Genomic DNA, 12,427 nt, shown 5'->3' on the forward strand with positions numbered 1-12,427 from the left:
AAAAATTCCTCCATTTATATAATAAATACAAAATTTGTATCAATTATTTGTCAAGTTTATGAAACCGTTTTACCGTAAAACCCATAGTTATAAACTTTAACAAAGTTTCTCGTAATAAAACCGCCATAATATCGTATCACTTATCAATTGAAATTACTAGTTTTTTCGATTATGTCGACCAAATAAATCATAAAGTTCAAGCCCCTCTTGATATGAAAAGTACAATGCTTGCTTATCTTGAACCCTTCAAATTTTCAATCATTCGTCGGTATGCTGACGGGTAGGCTGCTAATACCCGATTTCGGTTTAATAAATCAACCGGTTCGCCAGTAAATTGCGACACTTGAATACCCACTTCGTTTGCCAAGACTTGGCCGGCAGCAATGTCCCAGGGTTGCAGCCTCGGTGATACGTAAGCGGCAATTTCACCCTTCAACAAGGCGATGATTTCAATACCCGCTGACCCATATATGCGAAGACCCATAGATTCTTTGACTAGCTCTTGTACTTTATAAGCGTCAGTCATGACCATACCCCCATTGACCGCGATCAAGGAGTCTTTTAGGATTTTGTCCTTGAATGGTGGTTGAAAGACTTGGCCGTTTCGTTTAATGCCTTGACCAGCGGCGGCTTCAAAGTAATCGTCATTCATCACGTCGTACACGACACCTAGCTTTCCAAGGCCGTCTTCGTAGTAAGCGACCATGATGGCAAAGTGATTTTGTTGTAAGACAAAATTGGCTGTCCCATCGATAGGGTCTACAATCCACACACCGCCAGCCAGATTGGACGGTGTGTCCCCCATTTTCTCCTCACCGATGTAACGGTCATCTGGAAAGTTCTCTGCAATCTTCTGTCTAAATAATAATTCGACTTCCTTATCTACACTGGTGACCAAATCTTTTCGGTTTGATTTACTTTCTATTTCGATTTCACTATTCAATTGGTCGTGGATATAGGTTGTTGCTTCTTCAATCCACTCTCTCACCAATGCTGCCCGCACTTCTAACATCTATTAACATGCCTCCTACTTCACTTACAACACTTTACCATTTCACCCTTATGGCATTGAAATGGATTTTGTTTCTAAATTTCTAGCTTTTTTGATCGTGCCATAAAGTTGATAGCCAGAAATCTTTTCAAAGCTATTGCCTAATTGTTTTTCTTCCATTTTGCTTGGCACAACTTGCTTAAAAGCCTTATATCTACTCAACAATTCTTCGCGGTTGATGCTTGATTCATAAGCTTGTTCCAAGCCATTCCACATTTTTACCACAATCGCCATTTCTTCACTCGTCCAATCTAAATCGATCGGATATTGATAATTGTTAGACATCGTATTCCTCCGCTTTTGTTTTCATCTTTATTATAGCGGAAAATATGTAAAAGAGATAACTTAGCCATCAGTTTTTCAAGTTTTCATCATCCTTTAATTTTCAATTGATAAAGTTGGCGATTTTCAGATTGCGCAATAGTAGTTTGCATATGGTGTGTATGGGCAAAATAAGGGCCAGATTCCAGCTTTATTTGATTGCCATCGCCCCGCCCCTCGGTTAAAATACAACTATCATTTAATGATTGGGGAGAAGTTTATTGAATATTAAGAAAAGTTTGAAATTGAGCTTGGCCTTTACCAGTGCTTTCCTTCTTACAGCTTGCGGAAATGGTATAAGTGAAGATGCGTTATCTAGTGAAACAACTACTGAAGAACCACGGGAATACTCAGTTGGTGTAGTTGGTGATGTGACGGCTGAAATCTGGGAAGATGTGGCGACACGTTTAGAGGACCAAGGGATTGACCTTGAAGTGGTCACTTTCTCAGAATACTCACAACCAAACCGAGCTTTAGAGGATGGGGAATTGGACTTAAATGCCTTCCAACACATCGCCTTCTTGAGCGCATACGCTAAAGACCTTAATGAGTCAAAGATTACACCGATTGCTTATACGATTGTGTCACCGATGTACATTTTCGCAGTACCTGAAATTACTGATGTAGAAGCTATTCCTGAAGGTGCTACTGTTGCAGTTTCAAATTCTGCAACTAACGCGGAACGTGCTTTCTTAGGCTTGCAAGATATCGGTTTAATTAAATTGGACGATGATGCAGGTTTTGCGCCAACTAAAGGAGACGTTGTTGAAAATACGAAAAATATCGAAATCATCGAGATGGATCCGTCACAAATTGCCCGCTCTCTTGGGGATGCAGATTTGATTACTATCGGTGGTGACATGTTGATGGATGCCGGGTTGAACCCTGAAGACGCTATTTATGTAGATACTGATGATGCGGAAAATATTGACCCAGTGAAGAAAAATATCATCGCAACGACAGAAGACAAAGTGGACAATCCAGATATTCAAGCTATTGTAGAGGCTTACCAGTCTGAAGAAACAAAAGCGAAGATTGAAGAAATCTCTGGTGGTAGCTCGATCCCAATTTGGTCAGATTCTGATAACCCAGAAGCTGACTACGAAAAAGAGTTAGCTGAAAGCTAATATTGCTTGTATAAATAAAAAATGGCGTTAGGATTTTTTAGTCCTAACGCCATTTCTATATCTAACAGGGTTCTTAATGTTGGGTTCCTTCTAAAGTATAGGCATCCTTAAGTCACTGCGTTATGATATCGGGTTTCAAAAGTCAAACTCTTTCAATGCTTCCCAAATTACGCCAATTACTTGACAGTAATAGTTCGGCTTTTTAAGGTGCGAGAGCCGACGCCAAGAATATGATTCAACTCTCTTATAAAGCTTTAGATTCAATCATTTTCGGTCGCTTTATTGGTAAAAATGTCCTTGCAACATTTGGAACTTCAGCCCCAACCATGACGATTATCATACTATACTATCGATTTAAGATATCTGTATCGATGCTCCGGTCTTGATGAGCAAATTTTTGGCATTTAAGTATATGAAAAACTCAAATACAAAATGGCTACTATCCTTACATTTGGCGCTATACCATTCGCATTTGTTTTAACCTTTGGACTGATCATTACACCTAGTTTTCTGCAAATATTGCACAAGGAGCTCAAACTATTATGGCAGATGCTAGTTTATATTTGAGGCTGATATTGGTTGGCTTTCCTTTTACCTTTATTCAAATTTCTTTTAGAGGCTTTTTTTAATATAAAACTCAGAGAACTCATTTGGTATAAAGTCAAAAAAATAACCCCGCGTAAGTCAAACTTACACGGGATTTTCTCGTCTGAATATTCAATTAGTGACCAGTTAAACTGGATTACATGTGGATTGGCATACCTAATAATCCTTCAGCTGCATCCATTACAGCTTCTGATAATGTAGGGTGACCGTGGATTGTTAAAGCAATGTCTTCTGCATTCATACCGGCCTCGATTGCTAAACCAACTTCAGCCATAACGTCTGAAGCGGAGATACCAACCATTTGCGCGCCAACTAATACGTCATCTTCTTTAGTCGCTACTAAACGGATGAAACCTTGTCCAGCGTTTAATGATAATGCACGACCGTTACCCGCTAGTGGGAATTTCACAGTTTTCACGTCTAAACCTTGATCTTTAGCTTCTTTTTCAGTTAAACCGTAAGAAGCTAATTCAGGTGTAGTGTAAGCTACAGATGGCATCACTTTGTAGTCGATAGCTACTGGTTTACCAGAGATCGCCTCTGCAGCAATCTTACCTTCGTAAGATGCTTTATGCGCTAAAGCAGCACCAGGTGTGATATCACCAATTGCGAAGAAGTTTTTCACTGAAGTACGGCCTTGATTATCAACTTTCACTAAACCACGTTCAGTTAACTCAACCCCAATTGCTTCTAAACCTAAATCAGCAGTATTCGCACGACGGCCAACAGATACCAATACGTAGTCAGCAGTGATTTCTTTAGCTTCACCTTTAACTTCGTACTTAACTGTTACTGAGTCACCGTTGTCTACGGCTTCTTTCGCCATAGCGTTGACAGTTGTTTCGATACCGATGTTCTTCATTTCTTTTTCTACAACTTTTACCATATCTTTTTCAAATGTTGGTAATAATTGAGGAGAACCTTCTAAGATAGTTACCTTAGAACCTAGGTTAGCGTAAGCCATACCTAATTCAGAACCGATAACTCCACCACCGATAACAACTAAGCTTTCAGGAACTTCTTCAAAGTTTAAAGCGCCTGTTGAATCTACAACACGGCCACCAAATTTGAATCCAGGGATTTGGATTGGTGTAGAACCTGTTGCAACGATTGCGTTGTTGAATGAGTATAATTGATGAGAATCATCATCACCCATTACAGTAAATTCATTTTCGTTGTTGAAGTAAGCTTCACCACGGATGATTTCAACTTTGTTCTTTTTAAGTAACATTTCAACACCAGAAGTTAAAGTATTTACTACTGTATTGTTCTTCCAATCCTGTGTTTGCGCGAAGTCTAATTTAACGTCACCAGAAGTTACACCAAAGACAGCGTCGCCGCCTTTAGCGTTATGATAAGCATGACCAGCTTGGATCAAGGCTTTAGATGGAATACATCCAACGTTTAAGCAGACACCACCGATGAACTCACGCTCAACGATGGCTACTTTTTGCCCCAATTGTGCGGCACGGATGGCAGCTACATAGCCACCAGGTCCAGAACCAACAACAACTGTATCTAATTCAATTGCGAATGCGCCTACTACCATTCTAAAATCATCCTTCCATTAATAATAATTCAGGGTCAGCCATTAAACGAGCGATTTCATTAAGCGCTTGTTGACCAGTTGCACCATCAACGATACGGTGGTCAAATGTCAATGATAATTTCAATACACGACCAGCAACAACTTCACCGTCAGCATTTACTACTGGTTCAGATTTGATTGCACCAAAACCTAAGATTGCTGTTTCTGGGTAGTTTAAGATTGGTGTGAAGAATTCACCACCAACAGAACCGATGTTAGAGATAGATACTGTACCGTCAGCCATGTCTGGACCTTTAAGTTCGCCAGCGTGTGCTTTAGCAGCATTTTCGTTGATGATATCAGCGATATCAAACATTGAACGGGTGTCTGCATTCTTGATGTTTGGTACGTATAAACCAGCATCTGTATCTGTTGCGATACCAATGTTGTAGTAATGTTTATGTACAAACTCTTGGCTTGCATCGTCAACTGACGCGTTTAATTGAGGGTATTTCTTAACTGCAGCAATTAAAGCTTTAACTGCGTACGGTAAGAATGTCAATTTAGTACCACGTTCAGCCGCAACGTTCTTAAACTTCTTACGGTGATCCCATAATTTAGAAACTTCAACGTCTTTGAACAATGTAACAGATGGTGCTGTGTGGTTAGCAGTATCCATTGCTTTAGCGATTGCTTTACGCATTGGTGTCATCTTGATACGTTCTACGCGGTCTGAGTTATCAGCAACTGCGGCAGCTTTCTTAGCTGGTTTAGCTGCTGGTGCTTCTGTTGCAGTAGCTTGTGCAGTTTCAGTAGCAGGTGCTTCAGGCGCAATAGTTGCTGCGCCGTTAAAGTTGGCAACATCTTCACGTAAGACACGACCATTTTTACCAGTACCAGCAACAGCTGTAATGTCAACACCTTGCTCACGAGCAAATTGACGTACAGAAGGCATTGCTAATACGCGTTTGTCAGGGTCTGAAGCAACTGGTACATTACCAGCCGATGCGTTTGTAGATACGCCAGCTGCTGGATCCGCCGCTTTAGTTTCTTGTGCAGGTGATTCTGGAGTAGAAACTGGTGCTGATGCTTCTGAGTTATGACCAGGTGCATCAATTTCAGCTAATACATCGCCAACGTTAGCAACAGTTCCAGCTTCAACTAAGATACGAACGATCTTACCTGTTACAGGAGAAGCTACTTCTTCAACTGATTTATCGTTTTGGATTTCAACTAATGAATCTTCTTCATTTACTTCGTCACCTTCAGCAACCAACCAAGAAACGATTTCACCTTCAGCCATACCTTCACCAACGTCTGGTAAAGTGAATTGGTATACGCCGCCACCTGTTGCAGGTGCAGCTGGTGCTTCCGCTGCTGGTGCAGGTGCTGCAGCTTCTTCTGTAGGCGCTGATGCAGCTGCGTTGTCTTCTAATCCTTCACCTTCAAAAGTGATTAATGGTGTACCAACAATGGCAACATCACCTTCACTGTAATGTAATTCAGTTACCTTACCTGAAACTGGTGAGTAAATTTCTTCTACTGATTTATCGTTTTGGATTTCAACGATTGGATCTTCTTCGTTGACTTGGTCGCCTACAGCTACTAACCATGAAACGATTTCGCCTTCCGCCATACCTTCGCCGACATCTGGTAAATTAAATACAAAGGCCATATTTGTTATTCATCCCTTCTAATTTGAGCTTAAAGTTTATATTTTAACAAGTAATAAAGGGGGCTGTGACGTCAGTGTCACGCCCCTAATTACTATTTACCTGTAATTTCGTTAGCAGCCGCAACAATATCAGTTGCATTTGGCAACCAAGCATTTTCAGCCATACCAAATGGGAACACTGTATCTGGCGCAGCTACGACTTTAATAGGTTCTTCTAGAGATAGAATGCTACGTTGAGAAATTTCTGAAGCCACTTTATCGGCAACACCTGCTTGACGTTGTGCTTCTTGTACGATTACTACGCGACCAGTTTTTTCAACTGATTTTGTAATTGTTTCCATATCTAATGGAGAAACTGTACGTAAGTCAACGATTTCAGCAGAAACGCCATTTTTACCTAATTCTTCAGCCGCTTTGATTGCTTCACGAACCATGTAGCCATAAGCAATGATTGTTACATCAGAACCTTCTTGAACTAGGTTAGCTTTACCAATTTCTAACTCGTATTGTTCTTCAGGAACTTCTTCACGGAATGAACGGTAAAGTTTCATATGTTCTAAGAATAATACTGGGTCGTTATCACGAATAGCAGCTGTTAATAAACCTTTTGCATCGCGTGGGTTTGATGGAATAACAACTTTCAAGCCAGGTGTCTGTGCCATTAAACCTTCTAATGAGTCCGCATGCATTTCTGGTGTATGCACCCCACCACCAAATGGTGAACGGATAGTGATAGGTAAGTTACGTGTTTGGGCCATACGGAAACGTGTACGGTTCATTTGACCAGCAATTGAGTCAAATACTTCAAATACGAAACCAAAGAATTGGATTTCCATTACTGGACGGAAGCCGTGTAATGCCATACCAATCGCCATACCACCGATAGCTGATTCAGATAATGGTGTATCGCTTAAACGTTCTTCGCCATATTTGTCGAATAAACCTTTGGTCGCACGGAAAACACCACCGTTTTTACCAACGTCTTCACCAAAAATATATACTTTTTCATCGCGAGCCATTTCTTGGTCTAGCGCTTCAGTGATTGCTTCGATCATTGTTAAGTTAGCCATAATTATTTAGCCTCCTTTGCTGAATATGCTTCAATTTGTTCTTGAATATTTTGTCCAGGCACTTCGAACATGTTTTCTAAGAATTGAGTAACTGTTTGTTTAGGTGCCATGTCAGCTTCTTTCGCAGCTTCTTTGATTTCTTCACGAACTTGTTCTACATATTCATTTTCGATTTCTTCAGACCATAGGCCTTTTCCTTCTAAGAATGCACGCATACGGATTAACGGTTCACGTTTAGTCCAGCTATCGATGTCTTCTTGCGTACGGTAGATCTTAGGATCATCACCTGAAGTAGAATGAGCGCCTAAACGGTTTGTAACTGTTTCAATTAAAACAGGACCGTTACCAGCTAATGCCCATTCTCGTGCTTGTTTAGATACAGCGTAAACTGCTAAAGCATCGTTACCGTCTACTTGAATACCTGGGATACCTACAGATACAGCTTTTTGTGCTAAAGTTTCAGCAGCTGTTTGTTTGTAACGAGGTGTTGAAATTGCAAAACCGTTGTTTTGGATAAAGAATACGACTGGTGCCTTATACCGAGAAGCATAGTTCATACCTTCGTATACATCACCTTGAGATGAACCACCGTCACCTGTATATGTAAATGTTACAGCTTTGTCACCATTTAATTTTTGTGCGCGAGCAGACCCCATCGCTTGGATGAATTGTGCACCAATGATAATTTGTGGCGGCAATGCATTTAGATCAGCTGGGTAGTTGTTACCTTCAACATGTCCACGAGACCATAAGAATGCTTGAGAGATTTTTAAACCGTGAGCGATTAATTGAGGGATATCACGATATCCTGGGAACAACCAGTCATCTTTTGTAAATGCATAAGAACTTGCCATTTGAGAAGCTTCTTGACCTAAAGTAGGCGCGTAGAAACCTAAACGACCTTGTTTTGCCAATGCCATTGAGCGTTCATGAAGTGTACGTGAGAAAACCAACCGTTTCATTAACTCAACTAATTCTTCATCTGATAAATCAGGCATGATGTCAGGGTTAACAACATTTCCATCTTCATCTAAAATTTGAACCATTTGAAATTGAGCACTGATGTCATCTAGCTGCGCTTCATAATCTACTGGTAATTTAGCCATTTGTAACACATTCCTCTCTTTTATAAAAATTACACATACTATCGTTAAGCTGTGTTATTTTGTTTACCTTACTGATTTACTTTATCAAATCATGCGAGCCTTTTCAATCTTTTTGCAATTTTTGCAACAAAATCTATTATAATACAGAAACCGCAATTAGAAAACCCTTCCATTATTAATTTGGTAGTAATCTTTATCTTTTACTACTAATAAGCCTTTTTCAACTAAATAGAAAATAGACTATTTTATAGGTGTTTTTAAACTGTATTAGTCGTTTTTAAACTTCTGTTACATCTCGTGAATAAGAATACATGATTGGGTATTTTTGCATTCAGGGACTTTTTATGAGAAAATATATCAGTTATGATAGAAGAAAAGGAGTTGTTCAGATGATTACTATGAAAGACATTATTCGCGAAGGACATCCTACCTTACGAAAGAAAGCTGAAAAAATTACTTTCCCAGTTTCTGATGAAATTCGTCAGTTAGCTGATGATATGATGGAGTTTTTGCGCAATAGCCAAGATGAAGAATTAGCGGAAAAATATGGTTTACGGGGTGGCGTTGGGATTGCTGCGCCACAATTAGATGTATCTATTCAAATGACTGCACTATTAGTACCAGACTTGATGGATCCAGAAAATGCCGAGCCACTATTAAACGGTGTATTCCTAAACCCACGCGTTGTCAGCCATTCTGTTGAAGGTGTTTGTCTTCGCGAAGGTGAAGGTTGTTTATCTGTTGACCGCGACGTACCAGGTTATGTCCCTCGTCACGCCCGCATTACAGTTACTTACAACGATATTGACGGTAATGAATATAAGAAACGTTTCTCTGGCTACCCAGCCATCGTATTGCAACATGAAATTGACCACTTAAATGGGATCATGTTCTACGATCACATCAGTGAAGAAACACCATTCGCCCTTGACGAGCATACCAACTTGTTAGGCAACGAGTAATTTAAGATTAATTACTTATGTATATATGAAAAAATGATGTCGGATTTCAATTCCGGCATCATTTTTTTGCGCTATTTGATTTCATCTTGTATACGGGCTAACAATTCAACTGCTACACCGATTTTACTTTGTTTTTCAAGCACCACTTCATCTTGGTTAGTGATCAAGGTCACCTGGTTGTCATCTGCATTAAAGCCAATAGATTGGTCAGCCACATCATTAGCAATAATCATGTCGACCCCTTTTTTCACTAATTTGTTGCGGCCATATTCAATCACCTTTTGCGTTTCAGCTGCAAAACCCACTGTATAATGACCTTCTTTAGGCAGACTAGCTAAAATATCAGGATTTTCAGCCAATTGAATGGTCAAACCATCTTGATTAGATAGCTGGTCTTTTTTCATTTTTTGATCAGCTGGATAAGCAGACCGGTAGTCAGAAACAGCGGCAGACATGATGATAATATCCTTGTCTGTGACATGTTCGTGCATAGTGTCATACAGTTCTTGAGCTGATTCGACGGTGACCACTTCTATGCCGGGTAGAACAGGCAGATTTTTAGCGTGGTCAGTACGGACTAGGGTTACTTGTCCGCCGGCAAGCGCGGCGGCATTGGCAATAGCCAAACCCATTTTGCCAGAAGAACGGTTGGTCAAGAATCGGACGGGGTCTAATTTCTCGGTAGTCCCGCCGGCTGATACCAGTAGTTTATGATCAGTTAAATCAAGGTTTTTAGCCTGCTTATTGATGGCAATATAGGCTAATAGGGCTTGGAATACAGCTTCAGGTGCTGGCATCCGACCTTTCCCCTCGTAACCTTCAGCTAGGAAGCCGGTATCTGGTTCAACCACAGTGTGGCCGTTTAAACGGAGTTGGCTTACGTTACGTTGAGTAGCCTTGTTGGCCCACATTTTCTCGTTCATTGCCGGGATAAATAAAAGTGGCGAATTGAGCGCCAACATCATAGAAAGTGCCTCATTATCAGCGATACCATTGGCAAATTTCCCAATGGTATTGGCGGTTGCTGGCATAACGATGGCGTAGTCAGTCCAATCGGCTAAAGCGATATGGGCCACGGTATCCGGGCTGTTGACACCTTCGACTAATGGTGGATATTTGGTTAGGACTTCAAAGGTAAATGGTGTGACAAATTGCTTGGCAGACGGTGTCAAGGCAACACGCACATTAGCCCCTGCTTTAATGAGGGTACGGACAAAATCTGGGATTTTATACGCAGCGATGCCACCTGTGACAACGACTGTTAAATTTAATCCTTTAAGCATGGTCTCCTCCACTTTCCAATTGGCTAATCTCCAGTTAAAATGCCCACAACTGTTGCCTTCATATCCGCTACAGTCGATACGCGGTTGTGACGTACTTCAGCAGTTTGAATTTCTTTGATGGCATTTGGATAATCGCGATTTCCTGCAGATTTAATGTTGGCTACCAATTCATCGTCAGTCGCATTTTCAACATCTTGTCCAATAGCCGTCAAAACAGCTTGTGGGAACTTGTATGGGCTAGCTGTTGACACAACAACGCTTGGTCCATTTAGGGCATCTTTGGCCTTCAATTTTTGTAGACTCGCTGATGCAACACCAGTATGCGGATCCATTAAATAGTCGTATTCTTGGTATACGCGGTCAATTTCCGCTTTAGTTTGGTCCTCGTCGGCGAATTCGCCAATGAAGGATGCAAATTTCTCGCTCAGGTCAGCTGGGAATTCGTACCGCCCTTTTTCATCTAGGTCATTCATCAAGGCTGACAATTGGGCCACGTCATCCCCTAAAGCGTGGAATAACATCCGTTCGAAGTTACTTGAAACCAAGATATCCATAGATGGTGAAATAGTTAGCTTGAAATCACGGTTTTTGTCGTAAACTCCTGTGTTGAAGAAGTCGTATAAGACAGTGTTATCGTTAGAAGCACAAACCAATTTACCAACTGGTAGGCCTAATTTTTGTGCATAGTAACCAGCTAAGATGTCCCCGAAGTTTCCTGTTGGGACCACAAAGTTGACCGGACTGCCCGCTTCAATTTCTTCGTGTTTCACTAATTGGGCATATGTGTAGAAGTAGTACACCACTTGCGGAATTAAGCGCCCGATATTCATTGAGTTCGCTGATGAGAATTGGATGTTTTCTGCCGCTAAGTCAGCGCGTAAAGCTTCATCGTTAAATAAGCGTTTTACTTCTGTTTGCGCATCATCAAAGTTCCCTTCAATTGCCACCACAAATGTGTTGTCCCCTTTTTGTGTTACCATTTGTTTTTCTTGAATAGTAGAAACCCCACCTTGCGGGTAGAAGACAATAATTTTTGTACCTGGTACATCTGCGAATCCAGCCATTGCTGCCTTACCAGTGTCGCCTGAAGTAGCTGTCAAAATGGCAATCTCTTTGTCATTGGCATTCATTTCAGCTGATTTTTTCATTAAATGAGGTAAGATTTGTAGCGCTAGGTCTTTAAAGGCAATCGTTGGACCGTGGAATAATTCTAAATAGTAGTCTTCGCCAACTTTTGCTAATGGCGCAATTACATCCGTATCGAATTTTTCATCGTAAGCCCCATCGATACATGCTTTTAAATCTGCTTCTGAAAAGTCATCAAAAAAGATAGACATGACAAAATAAGCCAATTCTTGGTAGGTCATCTCTTTTAATTCAGACCAATCAAGGTCAATGCTAGGCCATTCTGTTGGGACATAAAGTCCGCCATCAGTTGCTAGTCCTTGAATAATGGCCTGTGAAGCTGTCACGATATTATCCTGGTTACGTGTACTTTTAAATTGCATCTTAATCCTCCTAAGCGACTCCTATTACATTGTTGATCAACTTTACCTATGTCAGTCACTCTTTATATTTGCTTTATTTTACCATAGAAGGTACATTTATGGCAGTGTGGGCTATTTTTTCTCATACTTTTCTATTGAAAAATTCATTACCAATTGTTTGTTTTCTATCAGTTAAAATAGATTTTATTAC

At 40.6% G+C, this 12,427-nt stretch carries 10 protein-coding genes; 2 read left to right on the forward strand and 8 right to left on the reverse strand.

Annotated features, from left to right (window positions below; all coding sequences use genetic code 11):
* Positions 1 to 232: 232 nt before the first annotated feature.
* Positions 233 to 1,012: an inositol monophosphatase family protein gene (locus ACRCJ0_RS05640; protein ID WP_431389760.1), complete on the reverse strand. Its 780-nt coding sequence runs from the start codon at positions 1,010 to 1,012 to the stop codon at positions 233 to 235.
* Positions 1,013 to 1,060: 48 nt separating this feature from the next.
* The gene (locus tag ACRCJ0_RS05645) at positions 1,061 to 1,336 is read right to left on the reverse strand and encodes a UPF0223 family protein (RefSeq protein ID WP_149358160.1); all 276 of its coding nucleotides are present in this window, start codon (positions 1,334 to 1,336) and stop codon (positions 1,061 to 1,063) included.
* Between the two features lie 257 nt (positions 1,337 to 1,593).
* Between ACRCJ0_RS05645 and ACRCJ0_RS05650 the strand changes: the two genes are divergently transcribed.
* Positions 1,594 to 2,499 (forward strand): MetQ/NlpA family ABC transporter substrate-binding protein, encoded by a 906-nt coding sequence (locus tag ACRCJ0_RS05650; RefSeq protein ID WP_431389762.1) that lies wholly within the window; start codon positions 1,594 to 1,596, stop codon positions 2,497 to 2,499.
* A gap of 742 nt (positions 2,500 to 3,241) precedes the next feature.
* Here the strand turns inward: ACRCJ0_RS05650 and lpdA are convergent.
* From lpdA to pdhA, 4 genes are all read right to left on the reverse strand, one after another.
* A complete protein-coding gene (gene lpdA, locus ACRCJ0_RS05655) occupies positions 3,242 to 4,654 on the reverse strand; it encodes a dihydrolipoyl dehydrogenase (RefSeq protein ID WP_431389763.1) in 1,413 nt (470 codons plus the stop codon).
* Positions 4,655 to 4,661: 7 nt separating this feature from the next.
* A complete protein-coding gene (locus tag ACRCJ0_RS05660; protein WP_431389765.1) occupies positions 4,662 to 6,308 on the reverse strand; it encodes a 2-oxo acid dehydrogenase subunit E2 in 1,647 nt (548 codons plus the stop codon).
* Between the two features lie 92 nt (positions 6,309 to 6,400).
* Entirely contained in the window at positions 6,401 to 7,378 is a 978-nt protein-coding gene (locus ACRCJ0_RS05665; RefSeq protein ID WP_431389767.1) for an alpha-ketoacid dehydrogenase subunit beta, read from the reverse strand.
* A gap of 2 nt (positions 7,379 to 7,380) precedes the next feature.
* Positions 7,381 to 8,484, reverse strand: a complete 1,104-nt coding sequence (gene pdhA / locus ACRCJ0_RS05670) for a pyruvate dehydrogenase (acetyl-transferring) E1 component subunit alpha (RefSeq protein ID WP_431389769.1) — start codon at positions 8,482 to 8,484, stop codon at positions 7,381 to 7,383.
* Positions 8,485 to 8,873: 389 nt separating this feature from the next.
* On the opposite strand from pdhA, the gene def reads away from it, so the two are divergent.
* Positions 8,874 to 9,446, forward strand: a complete 573-nt coding sequence (gene def, locus ACRCJ0_RS05675; protein ID WP_431389771.1) for a peptide deformylase — start codon at positions 8,874 to 8,876, stop codon at positions 9,444 to 9,446.
* Positions 9,447 to 9,517: 71 nt separating this feature from the next.
* On the opposite strand, the gene coaBC is transcribed toward def, so the two are convergent.
* Positions 9,518 to 10,729, reverse strand: a complete 1,212-nt coding sequence (coaBC, locus tag ACRCJ0_RS05680; protein WP_431389773.1) for a bifunctional phosphopantothenoylcysteine decarboxylase/phosphopantothenate--cysteine ligase CoaBC — start codon at positions 10,727 to 10,729, stop codon at positions 9,518 to 9,520.
* A 23-nt stretch (positions 10,730 to 10,752) separates the two neighbouring features.
* Positions 10,753 to 12,243 carry a threonine synthase gene (gene thrC, locus ACRCJ0_RS05685; RefSeq protein WP_431389775.1) on the reverse strand — a complete coding sequence of 497 codons (1,491 nt, stop codon included), beginning with the start codon at positions 12,241 to 12,243 and terminating at the stop codon, positions 10,753 to 10,755.
* Positions 12,244 to 12,427: the final 184 nt, after the last annotated feature.

The organism is Aerococcus sp. L_32, from assembly GCF_050689315.1.

Coding starts and splice junctions, on each gene's coding strand:
- ACRCJ0_RS05640 (WP_431389760.1), bottom strand. CDS start 1,012: ATGTTAGAAGTGCGGGCAGCATTGGTGAGAGAGTGGATTGAAGAAGCA.
- ACRCJ0_RS05645 (WP_149358160.1), bottom strand. CDS start 1,336: ATGTCTAACAATTATCAATATCCGATCGATTTAGATTGGACGAGTGAA.
- lpdA (WP_431389763.1), bottom strand. CDS start 4,654: ATGGTAGTAGGCGCATTCGCAATTGAATTAGATACAGTTGTTGTTGGT.
- ACRCJ0_RS05660 (WP_431389765.1), bottom strand. CDS start 6,308: ATGGCCTTTGTATTTAATTTACCAGATGTCGGCGAAGGTATGGCGGAA.
- ACRCJ0_RS05665 (WP_431389767.1), bottom strand. CDS start 7,378: ATGGCTAACTTAACAATGATCGAAGCAATCACTGAAGCGCTAGACCAA.
- pdhA (WP_431389769.1), bottom strand. CDS start 8,484: ATGGCTAAATTACCAGTAGATTATGAAGCGCAGCTAGATGACATCAGT.
- def (WP_431389771.1), top strand. CDS start 8,874: ATGATTACTATGAAAGACATTATTCGCGAAGGACATCCTACCTTACGA.
- coaBC (WP_431389773.1), bottom strand. CDS start 10,729: ATGCTTAAAGGATTAAATTTAACAGTCGTTGTCACAGGTGGCATCGCT.